This is a genomic window from Actinomadura sp. 21ATH (genome assembly GCF_041951345.1).
GTDB lineage: Bacteria > Actinomycetota > Actinomycetes > Streptosporangiales > Streptosporangiaceae > Spirillospora.
The window spans coordinates 229061-248869 of the sequence record NZ_JBGNUR010000004.1 but is presented as its reverse complement, the minus strand read 5'-3'; the positions used below and the strand labels follow the sequence as shown (position 1 = coordinate 248869).

General features: G+C 74.4%; 18 protein-coding genes and 1 tRNA gene. 9 read left to right on the top strand and 10 right to left on the bottom strand.

What is annotated here, in order from left to right; all coding sequences use genetic code 11:
• Positions 1-3 precede the first annotated feature (3 nt).
• The gene (locus tag ACA361_RS15845; RefSeq protein WP_375012720.1) at positions 4-972 is read right to left on the bottom strand and encodes an isopenicillin N synthase family dioxygenase; all 969 of its coding nucleotides are present in this window, start codon (positions 970-972) and stop codon (positions 4-6) included.
• Positions 973-1193: 221 nt separating this feature from the next.
• On the opposite strand from ACA361_RS15845, the gene ACA361_RS15840 reads away from it, so the two are divergent.
• Positions 1194-3197, top strand: a complete 2004-nt coding sequence (locus ACA361_RS15840; protein ID WP_375012719.1) for a hypothetical protein — start codon at positions 1194-1196, stop codon at positions 3195-3197.
• Between the two features lie 87 nt (positions 3198-3284).
• Here the strand turns inward: ACA361_RS15840 and ACA361_RS15835 are convergent, their stop codons facing one another.
• Positions 3285-4403 (bottom strand): PucR family transcriptional regulator, encoded by a 1119-nt coding sequence (locus ACA361_RS15835; protein ID WP_375012718.1) that lies wholly within the window; start codon positions 4401-4403, stop codon positions 3285-3287.
• Positions 4404-4534: 131 nt separating this feature from the next.
• Positions 4535-5869, bottom strand: coding sequence for an HD-GYP domain-containing protein (locus ACA361_RS15830; RefSeq protein ID WP_375012717.1), 1335 nt, complete (start codon positions 5867-5869; stop codon positions 4535-4537).
• A gap of 228 nt (positions 5870-6097) precedes the next feature.
• On the opposite strand from ACA361_RS15830, the gene ACA361_RS15825 reads away from it, so the two are divergent.
• Positions 6098-6430, top strand: a complete 333-nt coding sequence (locus ACA361_RS15825) for an STAS domain-containing protein (RefSeq protein WP_375012716.1) — start codon at positions 6098-6100, stop codon at positions 6428-6430.
• A gap of 97 nt (positions 6431-6527) precedes the next feature.
• Here ACA361_RS15825 and ACA361_RS15820 read toward each other — a convergent pair whose 3' ends face one another.
• Positions 6528-6914 (bottom strand): hypothetical protein, encoded by a 387-nt coding sequence (locus tag ACA361_RS15820; protein WP_366613941.1) that lies wholly within the window; start codon positions 6912-6914, stop codon positions 6528-6530.
• A gap of 81 nt (positions 6915-6995) precedes the next feature.
• Between ACA361_RS15820 and ACA361_RS15815 the strand changes: the two genes are divergently transcribed.
• The gene (locus ACA361_RS15815) at positions 6996-7763 is read left to right on the top strand and encodes an enoyl-CoA hydratase-related protein (RefSeq protein WP_375012715.1); all 768 of its coding nucleotides are present in this window, start codon (positions 6996-6998) and stop codon (positions 7761-7763) included.
• A gap of 23 nt (positions 7764-7786) precedes the next feature.
• Here ACA361_RS15815 and ACA361_RS15810 read toward each other — a convergent pair.
• Positions 7787-7860: transfer RNA gene (locus ACA361_RS15810), tRNA-Ile, on the bottom strand.
• 159 nt (positions 7861-8019) lie between these two features.
• On the opposite strand from ACA361_RS15810, the gene ACA361_RS15805 reads away from it, so the two are divergent.
• The 5 genes from ACA361_RS15805 (at position 8020) to ACA361_RS15785 (ending at position 13680) form a co-directional block, all read left to right on the top strand.
• Positions 8020-8739 (top strand): LppX_LprAFG lipoprotein, encoded by a 720-nt coding sequence (locus ACA361_RS15805; RefSeq protein ID WP_375012714.1) that lies wholly within the window; start codon positions 8020-8022, stop codon positions 8737-8739.
• Entirely contained in the window at positions 8736-10301 is a 1566-nt protein-coding gene (locus tag ACA361_RS15800) for an MFS transporter (protein ID WP_375012713.1), read from the top strand. Before ACA361_RS15805 ends, ACA361_RS15800 begins: the two co-directional genes overlap by 4 nt.
• A gap of 139 nt (positions 10302-10440) precedes the next feature.
• Positions 10441-11424 carry an alpha/beta hydrolase gene (locus ACA361_RS15795; RefSeq protein ID WP_375012712.1) on the top strand — a complete coding sequence of 328 codons (984 nt, stop codon included), beginning with the start codon at positions 10441-10443 and terminating at the stop codon, positions 11422-11424.
• Positions 11425-11505: 81 nt separating this feature from the next.
• Positions 11506-12894 carry a wax ester/triacylglycerol synthase family O-acyltransferase gene (locus ACA361_RS15790; protein ID WP_375012711.1) on the top strand — a complete coding sequence of 463 codons (1389 nt, stop codon included), beginning with the start codon at positions 11506-11508 and terminating at the stop codon, positions 12892-12894.
• A 147-nt stretch (positions 12895-13041) separates the two neighbouring features.
• A complete protein-coding gene (locus tag ACA361_RS15785; protein ID WP_375012710.1) occupies positions 13042-13680 on the top strand; it encodes a hypothetical protein in 639 nt (212 codons plus the stop codon).
• Between the two features lie 4 nt (positions 13681-13684).
• Here the strand turns inward: ACA361_RS15785 and ACA361_RS15780 are convergent, their stop codons facing one another.
• Together ACA361_RS15780 and ACA361_RS15775 are read right to left on the bottom strand one after the other, a co-directional pair.
• Positions 13685-14725 carry a FecCD family ABC transporter permease gene (locus ACA361_RS15780; protein WP_375012709.1) on the bottom strand — a complete coding sequence of 347 codons (1041 nt, stop codon included), beginning with the start codon at positions 14723-14725 and terminating at the stop codon, positions 13685-13687.
• Between the two features lie 11 nt (positions 14726-14736).
• Positions 14737-15792, bottom strand: a complete 1056-nt coding sequence (locus tag ACA361_RS15775; RefSeq protein ID WP_375012708.1) for a FecCD family ABC transporter permease — start codon at positions 15790-15792, stop codon at positions 14737-14739.
• A 141-nt stretch (positions 15793-15933) separates the two neighbouring features.
• Here ACA361_RS15775 and ACA361_RS15770 point away from each other — a divergent pair, with 141 nt between their 5' ends.
• On the top strand, positions 15934-16956 hold the full coding sequence (locus tag ACA361_RS15770) for an ABC transporter substrate-binding protein (protein WP_375012707.1): 1023 nt from the start codon (positions 15934-15936) through the stop codon (positions 16954-16956).
• Positions 16957-17174: 218 nt separating this feature from the next.
• Here ACA361_RS15770 and ACA361_RS15765 read toward each other — a convergent pair whose 3' ends face one another.
• The 3 genes from ACA361_RS15765 to ACA361_RS15755 form a co-directional block, all read right to left on the bottom strand.
• Positions 17175-18251 (bottom strand): DUF6528 family protein, encoded by a 1077-nt coding sequence (locus ACA361_RS15765; protein ID WP_375012706.1) that lies wholly within the window; start codon positions 18249-18251, stop codon positions 17175-17177.
• A 157-nt stretch (positions 18252-18408) separates the two neighbouring features.
• A complete protein-coding gene (locus tag ACA361_RS15760) occupies positions 18409-19065 on the bottom strand; it encodes a TenA family protein (protein WP_375012705.1) in 657 nt (218 codons plus the stop codon).
• Positions 19062-19799 carry a glutamine amidotransferase gene (locus ACA361_RS15755; RefSeq protein ID WP_375012704.1) on the bottom strand — a complete coding sequence of 246 codons (738 nt, stop codon included), beginning with the start codon at positions 19797-19799 and terminating at the stop codon, positions 19062-19064. The genes ACA361_RS15760 and ACA361_RS15755 overlap by 4 nt, the downstream gene beginning before the upstream one ends.
• Between the last annotated feature and the right edge of the window lie 10 nt (positions 19800-19809).

Below are 19809 nucleotides of genomic sequence, written 5' to 3'. Positions count from 1 at the left end.
GGGTCAGCCGACGGTGATCGCGTCGAGCCGTTCGAGCAGGAACTCGTGGGCGCGCACCGGCGCCAGCTCGGCGCGGCCGATCGGCGGCGCGAACGGCTCGATCCGCGCGCCCGGGTCGCACTCGTAGCAGAAGACGAGCGACACCAGCTCCTCGTCCGGCGCGCTCGGGTCGGGCGGCAGCACCCGGTGCCGGTTGGACTTCCACCGGTTCCCCGACCAGACCGCCAGCAGGTCGCCGACGTTGATGGTGAACGAGTCCTCGACCCACGGCGCGTCCACCCAGCCGTCCTCCTCGGTGTCGCCGGTGAACACCTGGAGGCCGCCGACGCCGTCCTGCCGGTCGAGGACGGTGACGGTGCCGAAATCGGTGTGGGGCCCGATCCGGAACTGGCCCGGCTCGGGCGCGCCGAGCTGCGACAGCGGCGGGTACCGGTTGATGTTCAGCGTGTACGAGGGGTTGCCGGTGTACGCGGCGAAGTAGCCGGGGTCCAGGCCGAGCGCGGTCGCGCACAGCCGCAGCAGCTCGTCCGACAGCGCCCGCATCCGGGCCGTGTACTCGGTGAGCAGCTCCTCCAGCTCGGGGACCTCGGACGGCCACACGTTCGCGAGGAACCACTCGGCGTCGAAGAGCGGGTCGCCGATCTTGGCGTCGGCGCCGATCGCGAACGTCTCCTTCATGTCGGGCGGCGTCTCGGTGCCCTCGGCGTAGCCGTTGGCCTCCACGCCCGGCGGCAGCCAGCCGCGCTCGCCGACCGTGGCCGCGTACGCCCGCTTGACGTCCTCGGGCTGGGCGAAGAAGCGCTTGGCGGCGGTCCTGATCCGGTCGCGCAGGCCGGCGGGCACCCCGTGGCCGGTGACCACCAGGAAACCGATCTCGCTCAGCGCCTCGTCAACGCGCGCCGCGACCGCGGCGCGCTCCTGCTCGTCGCCGGTGAACCAGGCGGTGAGATCGATGACCGGAACGGCGTCCATGGAACGTTCCTCCTCGCGAAAGCGCAGACGACCGGCCCACTATCGCCCGGTTGAGGCGCCGTGAGAACCCCCCAAACGATCTTCGCGGGCAGATTTAACACGGCTGGAACATCGGTGCGAACGCACAAGCGGCGCCGCCCCGCGCTGTGCGAACGGCGATTGACCCGCCCGCCCCGGTGCGGTCTGATCACCTCAGGCCCCCCACCCCCAGGAGGTCAGCCTTGCGTGCCCGAGCATCCCTGGCCCTGGTGGCCGCCGCCCTCACCGCCGCGGCGCTCGCCCCGGCCCTCCCGGCGACCGCCGCCCCCGCGCGCCCCGCCGCCGCGTCCCCCACCGCCGCGTCTGCGACCACGGGTGACGGCTGCGACCCCATCGACCCCGCGGCGTGCCTGCTGCCGTTCCCCAGCGACTGGTACACCGTCCGGGACCGCTCCACCCCGACCGGCCGCCGGGTGAACATGAGGACCACGCTCAGCAACGCGCTCGGCATGCCGATCCGCCCGGCCGAATGGAACCGCGCCGACGGCTTCTCGCCCGGGTCGATGCTGCTCAGCCACGTGCCCGGACTCGACCTGGCCCGGACGGGCGCCGCCCCCGTCACCGACATCGGCGCCTCGCTCCGCCGGGACGCGCCGATCACCGTCATCGACACCGCCACCGGCGAGCGCTGGCCGTACTGGGCCGAGCTGGACGCCAACGCCACCACCCCCGGCCGGCAGGCGCTCATCGTCCGCCCCGCCCGCAACTTCGTCGAAGGCCACCGCTACGTCGTGGCGCTGCGCGACCTGCGCGACGCGTCCGGGAAGGCGATCGCCCCGAACGCCGCGTACCGCAGGATCCTCCACGAGCGCCTCGCCCCCGGCGACCCCCTGTACGAGCGGCAGCGCGCCAACCGCCGGGTCCTCGCCGACCTGAAGCGGCACGGCGTCGGCCGCGACGGCCTCCACCTCGCCTGGGACTTCACCGTCGCCAGCCGGCGGAGCCTGGCCGGCCGGATGCTGCACATCCGCGACGACGCCCTCCGCGATCTCGGGAGCCGATCCCCCGCCTTCGTCGTCACCGAGGTCAGGGAGAACGTCGACGACCGCATCGCCCGCGAGGTCAAGGGCACCGTCTTCGCCCCCAGCTACCTCGACCTGCCCGGCGGGCCGCCCGGGTCGCGGTTCCACTACGGGCGCGACGGGCGTCCCGCGCGCCTGCCGTTCAACACCCAGCCGGTCCCGTTCCAGTGCGAGATCCCGCGCTCGGCGCTCGACGAGCCCGCCCGGCCGGCCCTGTACGGGCACGGCCTCCTCGGCGGCGAGGGCGAGGTCGCCGCGGGCAACGTCAAGGCGATGGCCGCCGAGCACGGCTTCGCGTTCTGCGCCACCAGGTGGATCGGCATGGCGAACGAGGACGTGCCCAACGTCATCAGCGCCCTCGGCGACCTGACCCGCTTCCAGACCATCGCGGACCGGCTCCAGCAGGGCATGCTGAACTTCACGTTCCTCGGCCGCGCCATGACCCGCGGCTTCACCGGCCACAAGGCGTTCCGCACCGCTGACGGCAGGCCGCTCATCGACACCGGGACCGCGCTGACCTTCGACGGCAACAGCCAGGGCGGCATCATGGGCGGCGCGCTCACCGCCGTCTCCCCCGACATCCGCCGCGCCGTCCTCGGCGTCCCGGCGATGAACTACAGCACGCTGCTCAACCGCAGCTCCGACTTCCCGACGTACGCGCAGGTCCTGAACGCCTTCTACCCCGACAAGCTGGACCAGCAGATCGCCCTGGCCCTGATCCAGATGCTCTGGGACCGCGGCGAGGCGAACGGCTACGCCCGGCACATGACCGGCGATCCCCTGCCCCGCACCCCCTCGCACCGGGTCCTGATGCACGTGGCCTTCGGCGACCACCAGGTGGCGCCGGTCGCCGCCGACGTGCAGGCCCGCACGATCGGCGCCCGCGTCCACACCCCCGTCGTGGCCCCCGGCCGCGTTCCCGACAAGGTCCCGTACTGGGGAATCCCCGGGATCCGGAAGTACCCCTACCGCGGCTCCGCGATGATCGTCTGGGACAGCGGGTCCCCGCTGCCCCCGCTGACCAACACCCCGCCGACCGCCGGCCGGGACCCCCACTCCGACCCCCGCAACTCCCCCGAGGCCCGCCGCCAGAAGGCCGCCTTCCTGAAGACGGGCGAGGTGATCGACGTCTGCGGCGCCGCCCCCTGCACCATCACCCCCTGAGTCCGGCCCGGGGATGTCGACTCGTGGCGTGTCCGCTCCGGCGCCCCGCATGAAGGGAGCGACACGCCACGGGTCGACACGGCGGCGCTACTCGCCGAGGCTCTGGTAGGCGAGGGCCCACCAGAGCTCGGCCAGGGTGGCGTGGTCGCGGAGGTCGGCGCCGGTGAGCTCCTCGAAGCGGCGCAGCCGGTTGCGCAGCGTGTTGGGGTGGATGAACAGCGCGCGCGCCGCGTCCTCGACGTGCATGCCGCCCGACAGGTACGTGACGACGGTGCGCTCGATGTCGGGGAGGTCCTGGAGGGGGGCCAGGTAGCGCTCGTACAGGAGCGTGCCGATCTCGTCCTCGCTGACGACCGACGACCGCAGGCCCAGGTCGGCGAGGTCGTACACGCCGCTGAGGCGGAAGCGGGCGGCCGTGTCGAGGGCGCGGGAGGCGCGGCCGAACGCGCTGACCGCGTCCGCGGGGCGCACCGAGGGGCCGATGCCGACCACCACGTCGTCGGGGACCTTGGGGCCGGGGCGGCGGGCGAGCAGGCCGGCGACGTCGCCGTCGACGAGCGTCACCGGCGGGCTGGTGTGCGGGAAGTACGGCACCAGCGCCGTGACGATCGCGCGGGCGTCGGTGCCGCCGCGGGCGCGGAACGGGACGTACTCGCGGTCGGCGTTGAGCCCGAACGCGGCGGCCTGGAGGTGGAGTCCGGCCCGGTCGAGGGTGCCGGACAGGAGCGCGCGGATGAACGCGCCGCGCCGCTGCTGCGCGTCGAGGGCGGTCTCCAGGTCGACGCGGCGGTGCTCGCGGGCGGCCCGTACCATCACGCCGTCCGCCCAGGCCCACACGCGCTCGGCGAGCATCAGGATCTCGCCGGGGTCGGCGTCGTTGCGGCGGGCCTCGCGGGCGAAGCGCTCCCAGACGGTGCGGACGCCGATGCGGTAGGCGTGCATGACGTCCTCGACGGGGATGCCGCGTTCGGCGCGGTCGGCGCCCACCGCGGCGGCGTCGGCGGTCACCGGGCTGCGCTCGCCGTCGACCAGGAAGCCGATCCCGTCGTGGACGTTGGCGGCGACGCCGGGCCGCAGCCTGTCGCGCGGCACGGCGGCGTACGACGGGATCTCCGCCACGATCCGGTCGACGACGAGGTCCACCACCCGCTCCGCCTCGCGCTTCAGGGAGGCAACGGTCTTGGCCACCACCGCGGACCGCTCCACCGCAGCCTCCAGACGACGCTTCCGTAACCGGGGACTGACAAGGCTACGAAGATCTCACCGTCCGGTACAGTGCCCGCCCTTACAGAGCCGCCTCCGGGCGCCCGGATCCGGGCACGGCCCCGGCCGCGCGGTCAGCTGACCTCCAGCGGCGACGTGGGGTCGTCGTGGTCGCGCCGCGCCACCTCGGCGACGCCGTCGCCGGGCACCGACACCGCGCCCGGCGGCTCCCAGCCGTCGCGCTCCAGCGCGGTCAGGAACGCCGCCACCATGCCGGGGTCGAAGTGGTCGCCGGCGCAGCGCCGCAGCTCCTCCTTGGCCTCCTCGACGGTGCGGGCGCGGCGGTACGAGCGGTTGGACGTCATCGTGTCGAACGCGTCGGCCACCGAGATGACCCGCGCGAACTCGGGGATCTCGTCGCCGGCCAGCCCCATCGGGTAGCCGCGGCCGTCCATCCGCTCGTGGTGGTGCATGATCCCGGCGAGCGCCTCGTCGAGGAACCCGATGTCGCGGACGATCTCCAGCCCGCGGACGGGGTGCAGCCGGATCGCCGCGAACTCCTCGTCGGTCAGCCTGCCCTTCTTCTGCAGCGCCTTGGTCGGGACGCCGAGCTTGCCGACGTCGTGGAGCATCCCGGCGTACCGGATGGCGCGGACCCGGGCGTGGCCCATCCCGATCTCCTTGGCGATCATCACCGAGCCGCGCGACACGCGTTCGGAATGGCCCCGCGTGTAGTAGTCCTTGGTCTCGACGGCCTGGCACAGCGCCGCCAGCGTCGCCGCCTGCGCCTGCCGCTGCGCCCGGGTCTGCTGCAGCGCCCAGCGCGCCACGTACAGCGGCAGCAGCACCAGCACGGCCACGAACGGGCCGGCCTCGACCCACGACCACAGGCCCGCGATCAGCAGGCCGAACATGCCGTAGCCGAGGCAGCCGACGGCGAGCTGGCCGCTGGCGCTCACCAGCTCGCGCGGGCTCTCCTGCTTGGCGAGCAGCAGGATGCCCGCCACCAGCGCCATGTTGACCAGCACGAACGTCACCAGCGCGCCGATGAAGGGGCCGAACACGTTGAGCACCCAGCCGACCTGGCAGCCGCTGAACCGGTGCCCGCCCAGCAGCTCGAACACGCCACCGGCACAGTAGCCGCCGAGGGCGAACTGGGCGCCGTTGAACACCCGCTTGACCGGGGAGATCGAGCGCTGCGCGTTGACGATGGCGCACACGCCGAGCAGGGCGGCGCCCGCCGGGCCCAGCAGGACGGCCGACGCCAGGCTGGCGGCGAAGCTCAGCGACACCCTGGCGCGTTCCACGTTGAGCCGCGCCGGGGTCGAGTCGCAGACCAGGAACAGCACCGCGAGGACGGCGAACGCCGGCCAGTCCACGCCGTCGTAGGACGCCGTCGCGATGAGCCCGGCCGCCAGCCCCACCACGCCGCAGAGGTACGCCCAGGCCGCGAACGGTAGTGACGGCATGCGGTCCCCCTCCGGGAGTCGGCCTGGCCTTCCACGATAACGAATCGGTGAGCGGAGGGTGAGCGATTCATCACAGAGCGCGGCGTCACGGGCATCCCGGTGACTCCGGCCGGAAGTCCTGCTTCACTTGGTCGAGAGATTCTCAGGCCGGATGCCCGCGCACAGCCGCACAGTGAGGACGCCCACGGTGAAGACACCCACGGTGACGACGCTCACGGTGACGACGCGATGAGGGAGGCCGCCGTCGACATGGTCGTCGTCGAGCGCGACCGGCACACCGACGTGCTGCTGGCCGGCGAGATGGACCTGCTGTCGGCGCCCTCGGTCCGGGGGCGGCTGCGCGACCTGGTCGCCGACCGGCCGCTGGTGCTGGAGGTCTCCGGGGTGTCGTTCTTCGACGCCGAGGGGCTGCGCACGGTCGCGGCGACCGCGCGCCGGGGGCTGGAGTGCGGTACCGGCATCGCGCTGGTGGGCCTGCGGCCGTTCCCGGCGGAGCTGTTCCGCATGCTGCGCATGGACGAGGAGGTGCCGCTGTGCTCGTCGGCGGAGGAGGCGCTGTAGTGCCTGCTGCCGCGCACCGACGCCGAGATCCGCGGCTGGCTCGGCACCTGAGCGGCGGCGACCCGGCGGCCGGACGGACCCGATGGCCGGACGAGCCCTACGGCTGGACGACCTGGCGCACGACGATCTCGTGCAGCCGGCGCTCGACGATCACCCCGACCGGCCAGTCGCGCACCAGGCAGCGCAGCAGCGCGGCCTCGTGCTCGGCGAACGAGGGGTCGCAGCCCTGCTGCTCCAGGCTGGACCGGATCGCCAGCACGTAGTCGTCGTCGGTGAACCCCGGCACGTCGCGGACCATCGCCGTCGTGGTGGCGCGGTGCGAGTTGAGACCGGCGAACGAGCGCCCGCAGCCGCAGCCCCCGTCGGGGTCGCCGTCGTCGCGCGGGCACACCACGCCGATGTGGACGAGCTCGCCCTCGACGCACCAGGCGAAGTCGTTGCCGCGGTAGCCCTGGGAAACGTTCGTGGCGGTGAGCAGCTTCAAGGAAGTACCCCCTCGCGTCCGTCGACCACGCCTACCGTACGACGCGCGTCCGACAACGGCGCGGCGGGTACGGGGGAAGGCATGAGCGATGCCCTTCTCGTCCGGCGCGACGGCCCCTTCACCACGATCACGATGAACCGCCCGCGGCGGCGCAACGCCCTGTCCCGGGACTTCCTCCTGGAGCTGGCCGAGGCGTTCCGGGAGGCCGGCCGGACGGACGCGCGGGGCGTCATCCTGGCCGCCGAGGGCCCGGTGTTCTCGGCGGGGCACGACTTCGCCGACATGGCGGGCGCGTCCCACGCCGACGCGCGGAGCCTGCTGCGGACGTGCGCCGATCTGATGCGGACGATCCAGTCCGTGCCGCAGGTGGTGGTCGCGCGGGTGCACGCGCTGGCGACGGCGGCGGGGTGCCAGCTGGTGGCGAGCTGCGATCTGGCGGTGGCGGCCGAGAGCGCGGGGTTCGCCGTGCCGGGCGGGAAGGGCGGCTGGTTCTGCCACACGCCGATGGTCCCGGTCGCGCGGAGCGTGGGCCGCAAGCGCGCGATGGAGATGGCCCTCACCGGCGACGTCGTGGACGCCCGCACGGCCGCCGAGTGGGGGTTCGTCAACTACGCCGTCCCGGACGGGGAGCTGGAGAAGGCCACCAGGGAGCTGCTCGAACGCGCGACGCGGGGCAGCGCGCGCAGCAAGGCCCTCGGCAAGGAGGCCATGTACGCGCAGCTGGACCGTCCGGAACAGGACGCGTACGCGTACGCGATCGAGGTGATGGCCGCCTCCAGCCAGACCCCGGAGGCGCAGGAGGGCATGGCCTCGTTCCTGGAGAAGCGCCCGCCCGCCTGGCCGGCCTAGGCGCCGGGCGGGGGGACGTTCGGTAGGGCGGGCGGGACTCGAACCCGCGGCCAAAAGATTATGAGTCTCCTGCTCTAACCAGCTGAGCTACCGCCCCGGGCGTGCGGGCCGGGAATCCGGTGATCCCCGCCACGCCGGGTGCCATCCTAGCGGCGGCCGTCCTCGGCGGGCCAGCGGGAAGTACGCCGTGCGGGGGACGCGATGTCATACCGCGTACCGAGTGACGCGGCCGGTGACCGGTCGGTAGGGTCCGCCTATGTCCAGACTGCGCGGTCGTCTTGTGCTGTTGGTCCCGGTTCTCTCCGCCGCCCTGGCGGTGACCGGCTGCTCCGGCGGGGGCGGCGAGGGGGCCGAGCCCGCCGCCGCCAAGCCGACGTTCGACGGGGCCCAGGAGCTCAGGCAGGCCGCGACGGCGATGGCCGGCCTGAAGAGCCTGGGGCTGACGCTGTCCACCGAGGGCGAGCCGGCGGTGCCGGTACGGGGCGGCGACCTGAAGCTGCTGCGCGGCGGCGACGCCGACGGGACCGTGACACTGGAGCAGTCCGGGCAGACCGTCGAGATGAAGATCGTCGCGACCGGGGAGACGTTCTACGTCAAGGGCGCGACCGGCGGCTGGCAGCGCTACCCCAAGGCGATCGCGGCGGCGATGTACGACCCGTCGGCGGTGCTCGACCCGCAGCGCGGCATCTCCGCCCTCCTCCAGAAGGCGACCGGGGTGAAGGCCGAGGCCACCGAGAGCGTCGGCGGCAAGGAGTCGCACCGGGTCCGGGCGACGCTGCCCCGGGACGCGATCGGCGGGCTGGTGCCGGGCCTGACCACCGACGTGAGCGGCCAGATCTGGGTGGCCAAGGCCGATCACCGGCTGCTCAAGGTCAGGGGTGAGATCCCGGCCGCGGCGCAGGGCGGCGGGAAGGGCTCGGTCGTCATCACGTTCACCGAGTTCGACGCCCCGTACAAGATCAAAGCACCCGAGTGAGCCGAGGGGCGGGCGCGGGCCGGCGGCGGGTCGCGATCGGGGCCGGCGGCGCGGTGGTGCTGCTGGCGGCGCTGGACGCCTACGTCGTCACCACGGTGCTGGTGGCGGTGGTCGAGGACCTGGAGATCCCGGTCAACCGGCTGGAGCGGGTGACGCCCGTCCTGACCGGGTTCCTGCTGGGGTACGTGGCGGCGATGCCGCTGCTGGGCCAGCTGTCGGACCGGTTCGGGCGGCGGGCGCTGCTCCAGGCGTGCCTGGTGTTCTTCGCGGCCGGGTCGGTGGTCACGGCGCTGGCGCAGGACGTGCCGCTCCTGACGGCCGGCCGGGTCGTGCAGGGGGTCGCGGGCGGCGCGCTGCTGCCGGTGACGATGGCGCTGGCGGGCGACCTCTGGGACGAGCGCAGGCGGCCGGTCGTGCTCGGCGCGGTGGGCGCGGCGCAGGAGCTGGGCAGCGTGCTCGGCCCCCTGTACGGCGCCGCGGTCGTGGCGCTGCTGGACGACTGGCGGCTGATCTTCTGGATCAACCTGCCGCTGACCGCGCTGGCGATGGCGGCCGTGCACGTCTCCGTACCCGCTGGGCGGCCGAGCGGATCCGGCGGCCCGGGCGGCGAGCGGCCGGGCGTGGACTGGGTCGGCGGGCTGCTGCTCGCCGCCGGGCTCGCCCTGCTGGTGGGCGGCCTCTACAACCCCGAGCCCGAGGAGTCGGCGCTGCCGCCCTGGGGCCTGCCGGTGGTGGCGGCGGGCGCCGCCGTCCTGGTCCTGTTCGGGCTGTGGGAGGCCAGGACGCGCACCCGGCTGCTGGACCTGTCCGGCGTGCGCCGCGGGCCGCTGCTGGCGACGCTGGGCGTGAGCTTCCTGTCCGGGGCGGCGCTGATGGTCACGCTCGTGGACGTGGTGCTGGTGGCGCAGACGCTGCTCGGCAAGGACACGGTCGAGGGCGCGCTGCTGCTGACGCGGTTCCTGGTGGCGCTGCCGTTCGCCGCCGTCCTCGGCGGGGTGCTGGCCCGGCGGGTGGGCGAGCGGTGGCCGATGGCGGCGGGGATGGCGATCTCGGCGGCGGGCTACCTGCTGATCGCGGGCTGGCCGGCGGATCTGGCGGCCGCCTCCTACGGGCCGCTCCCCCGGATGGACGTGGACCTGGTGGTGACCGGCCTCGGGCTGGGCCTGGTGATCGCGCCGGTGTCGTCGGCCGTGCTGCGCGCCGTTCCGGCGGCGCGGCACGGGGTGGCGTCGGCGGCGGTGGTGGTGGCCCGGATGATGGGCATGCTGCTGGGGATCTCGGCGCTGTCGGCGTGGGGCTTCCACCGGTTCCACTCGCTGACGGCCGATCTTCAGACGCCGATGCCGTTCCTGAAGCCGGCCGAGCAGTTCCGGCGGGAGCTGGCGGCGTACGAGGAGGCCGTGCGGGACGCGCTGCGCACCGAGTACCAGGAGATCTTCTGGATCACCGCGGGGCTGTGCGCGCTCGGCGCGGTGCTGGCGCTGGCCGCCGCCGTCCGGGACGGCGCGGGGGGCGGCGACGGGGAGACCCCGCCGGCGCAGGCGGTTTCCGTCCCTTCCTGACAAGGACGGCCGGGCGTTTTGTCACGGAACAATCTTGAAATCCGCCCCTCTTGACAGGTCTTTTCCCTGGTGGGACGTTGATCCGGGCCGCCAAGTGACCGTTAGGTCAGGAGCCGGCCCCGCCCGGAGGGAGGCGCCGATGGGACCGGCGATGGAACCGGTGATCGAGTCCCGGCCCGGCACGACCGTGCGGGCCCGGCTGACGGCCCGCGGGCTGCGCATGACGATCGGCCCCGTGCTGTCGCACTGGCCGCTCAGCCCGCGCGGGCTGCGGCCGGCGTTCGCGGTCGACCTCGCCGCCCCGCTGGCGCTGCCGGCGCCGCGCTGGGCCGAGGTGGAGCCCGCCGGCTTCGACGGCTTCCCGGCCGAATGGGTGCGGGCCCCGGGCGCCGAGAGCGGCCGCGCCGTCCTCTACTTCCACGGCGGCGGCTTCTTCTCCTGCGGGCTGCGCACGCACCGCCGGATGATCGCCCGGATCTCGGCCGCGTCCGGCGCGCCGGTGCTCTCGGTCGCCTACCGGCGGCTGCCGGCGGTCCCGCTCGCGGCGTCGGTCGCCGACTGCGTCACCGCGTACCGCCGCCTCCTGGACGAGGGCACGCCGCCGGAGCGGATCGTGGTCGCGGGCGACTCGGCGGGCGGCTTCCTGGCGTTCGCGGCCGTCCTGAAGGCCCTGGACGAGGGGCTGCCCTCCCCCGCCGGGATCGTCGCGCTGGCGCCGCTCACCGACCTGGACCACACGGCCAAGGTCGCGCACGCCAACGCGGCCCTGGACGCCTACCTGCCGGCCCGCCGCGTGGAGCGGCTGGCCGAGCTGCTCGCTGGCGGCGAGGGCCCGCCCGATCCGCTGCTGTCGCCGGTGAACGGCCCGCTGGCCGCGCTGCCGCCGGTGCTGATCCAGGTCGGCTCCACCGAGATGCTGCTGCCCGACGCCGAGCTGATGGCCGCGCGGCTGGCCGAGGCGGGCGTGCCGTGCCGGCTCCAGATCTGGGAGGGGCAGGTGCACGTCTTCCAGGTCTTCGCCGACCTGGTGCCCGAGGGGCTGGCGGCGCTGCACGAGGCGGGCGCGTTCATCCGCGAGCGCACCGCCCCCGGGGCCCGCGAGCCCCGGACGGCGGCCGCCTGAGGCCGATCCCGGTCCGCCCGATTGGACGCGGCCTCGCCGGGAAGGCCCGTACGCACCCCCTCGGCAGAACGGACGCGCGCCATGGCGGACTGGGAAAGGATGAGCGGCCTCGACGCCGGCTTCTACTTCGCCGAATCACCCGACACCCCCTTGCACATCGCGTCGGTGACGGTCTTCGAGGGACCGGCGCCGTCGTACGGGGAGATCGTCCGGGCGGTGCTGGGCAAGCTGCCCGGGATACCGCGCTACAGGCAGCGGGTCCGGCCCGTTCCGCTGCACCTGGGCCGGCCGATCTGGGCGGACGACCCGCACTTCAACATCCTCTACCACGTCCGGCACACGGCCGTTCCGGCGCCGGGACGGCCCGAGCAGCTGCGGAACCTGGCCGGCCGGGTGCTGTCCCAGCGGCTGGACCTGTCCAAGCCGCTCTGGGAGATCTGGCTGGTGGAGGGCCTGGAGAACGGCTGCTGGGCGGCGATCACCAAGGTCCACCACGCGGTCGTGGACGGGGTCGGCGGCGTGGACCTGATGACCGCGCTGTTCGACGTGACGCCGGACGCCGAACCGCCCGCGTCCACCGAGCTGCCGCCCGCCCGGCCGGCGCCCTCGGGCGCGGCGATGCTGGCGGGCACGGCGCGCGGCGCGGCCGCGGCGCCGCTGCGCGGGGCGGCGGGCCTGCCAGGGGCGGCGCGGCGGCTGGCGAGCCCGGGCACGCTGCGCGGGCTGGGGATCGAGCTGCCGAAGGCGCTGGAGCGGCTGGCCCGCCCCACCACCGGCTCGCTGAACGGCCCGATCGGCCCGCACCGCCGCTGGATGTGGACGCACGCGGACCTGGACGAGATCCGCCTGGTGCGCAAGGCGTTCGGCGGGACGGTCAACGACGTGATCCTCGCGGCGGTCGCCCGCGGCTTCCGCGCCGTCCTGGAAGGGCGCGGCGAGCTGGAGCCGGGGACGCGGGTGCGGACGCTGGTCCCGGTGTCGGTCCGGGCGGAGGACGAGCGCGGCGAGGTCCGCAACCGGGTGTCGGGCGTGCTGGTGAACCTGCCGGTCGGCGAGGAGGACCCGCGCCGGACGCTGTTCGAGATCCGCGGCCAGATGAACGAGGTGAAGCGCACCCACCAGGCGGCGGGCGGGGAGGCGCTGGCGAGGCTGGCCGGGTTCGCGCCGACGCTGATGGCGCTGGGCTCGCGGTACGCGCTGAGCCGGACCCAGCCGCTGGTGCAGACGGTCGTGACCAACGTGCCGGGGCCGCCGTTCCCGCTGTACGTGCTGGGGCGCAGGCTGGTGGGGCTCTACCCGTTCGTGCCGCTGGCGTTCGGCGTCCGGGCGGGGGTCGCGGTCTTCTCGTACGAGGGGCGGCTGACGTTCGGGCTGACCGGCGACTTCGACGGGATGCCGGATCTGGACGTGCTCGCCGAGGGGATCCGCGCCGGTTTCGACGAGCTGGCCCGCCGCGCCGAGGCCGCCTGACGGGGCGCCGGCCGGCCCCGGCCCGGCCGCCCGGGTGGCCTGTGCGGTCCGCGACCGGAGGAATATCCTAGACAAATAGGGCAAGGGCCTCATACGGGAGCACCGGATCCGGGCAGGTGGGCACGCTCCGCGGGGGAGGTGGCGTCGATGCGCGAGGGAGCCGGGGGGCCGGCGCCGGGACCGCCCTGGCCGCGCCGCAGGCTGCGGCGGCGCCTCGGCCTGGAGCGCAACGTCCTGCGCCGGCCGGTCGACCGCGCCCAGCGCCGGATCGCGGTCGGCCTCCTCGTGCTGCTGGTCGCGATCGCCGTCCCGCTCGCCTCGTGGGCCGCGGCCTGGGCGTACGACCTCGGGAGCCGGGCCGAGCGGGCCGAGCGCGCCGAGCGCCGCGAGGTGGTCGCCACGGTCGTGGCCACCGGCGGCACCTCCTCCCGCGACCCGTACTACGTCCACGAGACGCTCCAGGCCACCTGGGCGCGCCCGGAGCCGGGCCCGGACGGGGAGCGGACCCGCACCGGGACGCTGCCGAGCTGGAAGGACGCCGAGGTCGGCCAGACGCGGCGCATCTGGGTCGACCGGGAGGGCGCCCCGGCCGTCCGCCCGCGCCCGCACAGCCGCACGGTGACCGACGCGATGTACGCCGCGTTCGCCGCCACGCTGGCCGCAGGGGCGCCCGTCCTGCTCGCCTACCTGCTGGTACGCCGCCGCTGCGACCGGCACCGCGACGCCCTGTGGGACGCGGCCTGGGCCCGGATGGACGCCGACCGCGGCCGCAACCGCCCGTTCTGAGCCGCTAGATGCGGCCCGACCTGCGCTGGGCGGCCAGCAGCCAGACCAGGTAGGCGCCGCCGATCAGGCCGGTCACCACGCCCACGGGGAGCTGGTGCCCGGGGAACAGGCGCTGCCCGGCGAAGTCGGCCGCCATCATCAGCGCGGCGCCCATGAACAGCGAGGGCAGCAGGTTGGGGCCGGGGGTCCGGGTCAGCCGCCGGGCCAGCTGCGGCGCGGTCAGCGCCACGAAGGCCACCGGGCCCGCCGCCGCGGCGGCGAACGAGACCAGCAGCACGGCCGCGCCGAGCAGCAGCAGCCGGACGCGGCCGATCGGCACGCCCAGCGCGCTGGCCGCGTCGTCGCCCATCTCCAGCATCCGCAGCTGCCGGCCGCAGCAGGCGAGGACCAGCGGGACCAGCACGGCCAGCGCGATCGCCAGCGGGAACGCGTCGCCGAAGTCGCGGCCGTCCAGGCTGCCGGTCAGCCACAGCACGGCCCGTGCCGCCTCGGTGATCTGCGCCTGGGTGAGCAGGTAGCCGTTCACCCCGGTCAGGATCGCGGCGATGCCGATGCCGACCAGCACCAGGCGGGTGCCGTGCGCGCCGTTCCGGCCGGTCAGCGCGAGCACGACCGCGCCGGTCGCCAGGCCGCCGAGGACGGAGCCGGCCGCGACCGCCAGGCTGCCGCCGCCGAACAGGACGATCATGGCGAGCACGCCCGCCCCGGCGCCCTGCGTGAAGCCGAGGATGTCGGGGCTGCCCAGCGGGTTCCGGGACAGCGACTGGAAGATCGCGCCGCCCAGGCCGAGCGCCGCGCCGGTCATCAGCGCGGTCCCGACCCGCGGCAGCCGCAGCTCGTGGACGATGAACGTCTCGGCCGGGCCGCCGTTCCCCAGCAGCGTCCTCAGCACGACGTCCGGGCTCATCGGGTAGTCGCCGCCGCCGATGGCCAGCACGCCGATCCCGAACGCGGCCAGCGCGCACAGCAGCCCGACCGCGAAGCCGCGCGGCGGCCAGCGCAGCGACAGCCCGCCGCCGGTACGGATCACCAGATCCCGCGTCATCGCCGGCCGGCTCATGAGGCGGCCATCCGGCGGCGCCGTACCAGGGCCAGGAACAGCGGCCCGCCGATGATCACGGTGACGACCCCCACCTGGATCTCTGAGGGACGGGCGACCACCCGTCCCGCGACGTCGGCGCCCAGCATCAGGGCGGGCGCCAGGACGGCCGCGTACGGCAGCACCCAGCGCAGGTCCGGCCCGGTCAGCGCGCGCACCATGTGCGGCACCATCAGGCCGATGAACACGATCGGGCCGCACGCGGCGGTGGCGGCGCCGCACAGCAGCGTGACCGCGACGATCGAGGCGGCGCGGGTGGCGCCGGGCCGGGAGCCGAGCGCGCGGGCCGCGTCCTCGCCCATCGACAGGGCGTTCAGCGGGCGGGCCAGCGCCAGCGCCAGCAGGATGCCGGCCGCGATGAACGGCAGCACCCGGACGATCGTGCTCGGCTGCGCGGAGGCCAGCGAGCCGACCGTCCAGAACCGCATCCGGTCCAGCGACGCGGTGTCGAGGAGCTGGACGGCGTAGACGTAGGAGTAGAGCGCGGCGTTCAGCGCGGCGCCGGCCAGCGCGAGCCGGGCCGGGGTGGCGCCGCGCCCGCCGCCGACCGCGTACAGCAGCACGGCGACCGCGCCCGATCCGGCGAAGGCGAACCACACGTATCCGGTGAACGACCCGATGCCGAGGAACGAGATCGCCGACACCACGGCGGCCGAGGCGCCCGCGTTGATGCCGAGGATGCCGGGGTCGGCGATGGGGTTGCGGGTCAGCGACTGCATGACGCCGCCCGCCAGGCCGAGGGCCGCGCCGGCCAGGAGGCCGAGGAGGGTGCGCGGCAGGCGCATCTCGCGGACGACCGTGTAGTGTTCCGCGCCGCTGTCGAACAGACCGTTCCACGCTTCCGCGAGCGAGAGCTGCCGGGCGCCGACGGCGAGGCTCAGCAGCGCCACGGCCGCGAGCACGGCGACGGCGGCGGCCAGCCCGGCCGCCCGGGTGAGGCGGCGCCCGCCGCGGCCGCCGGGCGCCCCTTTCGCGGCGGGCGGCGCCGGCGCCGGCGCCGGCGGGGCCTTCATGAGGGGCATGGCGTGTGGGGCAACGTACGGACTCCGGGGACGGCCGGCGCGAACGTGACGCCGGTCTCTGGACAAGTAATTAGGTTAGGTTAACCTAATCCCGCACAAAGGATCATCTTCGCAAGGCAGGACGGAACACCCATGTCGAATTCCCGGGCCTCCCAGCTCTCCCGCCGCGGCTTCATGGCCGCCGGCGGCGCCGCCGCGCTCGGCGCCCTGATCAGCGCGTGCGGCGGAGGCGACGGCGGCGCGAAGGCCGCGGCCGGCGGCGGGGCCTGGACGTTCAGCGACGACCGCGGCAAGAAGATCGACCTCAAGGCGCGGCCGCGGCGGATCGTCACCTACGTCGGCGCGGGCGCCGCGCTCCGCGACTTCGGCATCACCGACCAGATCGTCGGCATCTACGGCCCGGCCAAGCGGCAGGACGGCAGCGTGGACCCGCAGGCGGGCTCGCTGCCGGTCGACGAGCTGGAGATCATCGGGAATGCGTACGGCGAGTTCAACCTGGAGAAGTACGCCGCGCTGCGCCCCGAGCTGCTGATCGACAACATGTTCGTCGAGCCGAACCTGTTCTACGTCCCGGCCGAGAGCGCCGACAAGATCTACGCGCTCGCCCCCGGCCTGGCGATCTCCACCGGCGCGATCACGCTGACCAAGCCGATCGAGCGCTACGCCCAGCTGGCCGCCGCGCTCGGCGCCGACCCCAGGTCGGCCAAGGTCGCCCAGGACAAGGCCCGGTTCGAGAAGGCCGCCGAGTCGGTGCGCGCCGCCGTCAAGGCCAACGGCGGGCTGAAGGTGCTGGCCTGCTCCGGCAGCGCCGACCTGTTCTACGCCTCCAACCCGGGCAAGAACACCGACCTGATCTACTTCAAGGAGCTCGGGGTCGAGCTGATCACGCCGGACAAGCTGAACAAGGACGGCTACTTCGAGGAGCTGAGCTGGGAGAACGCCGACAAGTACGAGGCGGACCTGCTCATGCTCGACAGCCGCACCCAGGCCCTCCAGCCCAAGGACCTGGCGTCCAAGCCGGCCTGGCGCGACCTGCCCGCCGTCAAGGCGAACCAGGTCATCGGCTGGAACCCGGAGCCGGTCTTCTCCTACGCCGGCTGCGCCCCCATCCTGGAGGCGCTCGCCAAGACGGTCCAGACCGCCAAGAAGCTCTGACCCGCGAAACCGAATGAAGGCCACATCTCCCCCCGGTCTAAGGTGATCGCGCGGGGGCGGCTCCGGGCGTGCTTCCTTCTCACTCTCTGATACCTAGCGCGCCCACTTTCCGCCCCCGCATCGCTTCTCCGAGGGGAGACCATGGGACAGCTGATGGCCGAGACGCTGCTGCGGCGGTGGCTGGCCGGGCTCGGCGACAGGCGGTCACCGGCAGGCGGTCACTGGTAGGCGGCCACGAACCAGCGCACCTTGTAGAACTGCGCCCCCGGCAGGGTGCGCGTCGCGTCCATCGAGCGCGAGCCGAAGAACTCGGCGGTGTCGGTGCACCACGTCGTCGCGCACCCCGCCTTCGGCCGCGTCAGCACCACCTGCCCGGTGGACGGGTTGTTCCCCACGGCCTTCACCACCGGCAGGTCGACGTCGCCGGAGTGGCGGTACGACTTCGTGAACGCCTTCCGGGACTTCGAGTACTGGTAGACGCCGTGGTTGGTGGTGATCCAGAGGCGGTCGCGGTTCCCGTACACGGGGGCGAGGTCGTGGCCGCCCTGGCTCGGCAGCGCGATCCGGCTCCGCTCCTCCAGCGCGGGCTTCGCGGCGGTGCCGCCGACCTTCAGCGAGACGAGGTGGTCGTCGCCGATCGCCCAGAGCACCTCGCGCCGCGGGTCCCACAGGACGCCGTGGCCGCCCTTGAGCCTGAACTCGGCGTACGCGGCGGACGCCGCCCCCTGCGAGGCGGTGTAGACGCGGATCCACCCGCCCGTGCTCGCCGCCGCCGCGACGTTGCCGTCGGGAAGGAGCTCCGTGGCGTGCGGGTTGCTGGGCGCGCCGGCGTTGGTCGCCCAGAGCCGCTTGCCGGACGGGTACTGCACCGCGCCCAGGAAGCCCTTCGAGTCGGCCGCCAGCACGTAGGTCCGGCCCTTGGCCGTGCGGACGCGCACGTCGGACGGGAGGCTCCAGCCGCTCGCGACGTCGCCGAAGCCGTTGGCGGCGGTCGGCGTCCACGTCCACCTGGCGCTCCGCTCGGTCCAGGTGCGGGGCCGCGCGTTCATGACGACGACGCGGTGGCCGCCCTGGTCACCGCCGATGACCACGCCCTTGGCGGTGCCCTGGGGCTTGCGGGGGTTCGCCATCATGGGCCGCAGCTCGGCCGGGAGCGGGTCCGTCCGCGGCACGAACCCGGACGGCGCGGGCGGCGCCGGCGGGGCCGGGGCGGCGTGCGCCGGGGCCGGCAGGGCCGTCAGCGCCGCGATCGCGGCGAGCGTTCCGGCGAGGGCGAAGGGGGCTGTGCGAGGCATGGACGCTCCTGTGCTGGGTGGGGCTGCAAGGAGCGTCCCCGGCGCGGGTGTCCGGAACCGGGCCGGAACGTGATCAATGGCGGTCGGGCGCGGAACGGAACCCGCACCCGCCCGCCATCAGACCGGCGCCCGCCCGCACGGCGGCCGCTCCGGCGCCCTACTCGTACAGGGCGTCGTGGAAGACGATCTCGGCCTTGAGCATGCCGGTGAACCACAGCGCCAGCTCCGAGCCGGGCCGGTCGAGCCGGTCGACCTGCTCCGCCAGCGCCGCCACTCCCCCGCGGAACGGCTCGCGCGCGTGCAGCGCCACCCAGTCCGCGATCGGGCCGGGACGCACCGCCCCCTCCTCGTGCGCGCGCGTGCACCAGGTGAGGTAGAGCGTCTCGGCGGCGAACAGCATCGTCGTGACGGCCGCGTAGCCGCCGGTGCGCGCCGTCTCCAGCGCGAACGTCGACAGGTGGTTCGCGCGGGCCAGCGCCGCCTCGCCCAGCTCCGCCCGGACGGGCCAGGCGGCGCGCGCCGCCCGGAAGTAGTCCGCCTGCTCGGTGGTGAGGGCGTGGACGGCGGCCGAGTTGCGCTCCAGCGCGTCCCGGTCCGGGGCGTCCCAGACGGCGAGGCCGTGCAGCCGCGCCGCCGTCTCGACGAACGCCTCCTCGATGAGCAGGTAGCCGGCGTAGGTCGCGTCGCTCACCTCGCCCTTGTGCACCTCGGTGATGAAGCGGACGTTCAGCGCCTGCTCCAGCACGCCGGAGCAGCTCTCGACGAGCTCCCGCGACCGGCTCCCGCCGTGTCCCCCGCTCGGTGCCCCGCTCACTCGGCGAGCCACTCGACGAGGCCGCCGAACACCTTGGCGTATCCGTCCCAGTCCTCGCAGAACGCGGTGGGCGCCCAGTGCGGGGAGCAGTCGGAGGTGAAGACGGCCGACCGGCCCCGCCCGTACTCGGCGACGGCGACGAGCGGGTCGCCGTTCAGCGTGGCCAGCACCTTCGTCCCGGGCCGGGGCCGCGTCCGGTTGTAGCCGAGCAGCGCGGGCCAGTCGCCGGAGACGCCGCCGAGCGCCGGGTGGGACGCGTCGGCGACGGCCGCGGTGCCGCCCGCCGGGAGCTCGACCCGGTCGTCCTCGGGGAGCAGCTCGACCGCCAGCACCTCGTGCAGGGCGGTGTTGCGGAACGCCGCCTTGCCCTCGAACCCGGTGAACGACAGGTACCCGCCCACCATCAGCAGCCCGCCGCCGCCCTCGACCCAGGAGCGCAGCGCGCCGAGCCGGTCGGCGCCCGGCCGCGCCCGCTCGAACACCTGGGGCGACAGCTGGATCGAGTTGGCGCCGATGTCGGACAGCACGACCACGTCGTACCCCGACGGGTCGTCGGGGAACTCCGCGGGCACCAGGTGCGCGGGCAGGTGCACGACCTCGTGCCCGCGGCTCTCCAGCGCCGTGCGCAGGGGTCCGACGCCGACGACGTACGAGCTGGCCGTGAAGTGGTCCACGCCCTTGATGTGGGTGGACTGGGTGATCCAGCTCTCGCCGGCGATGAGGACGCGGCTCATATGTCGAAAC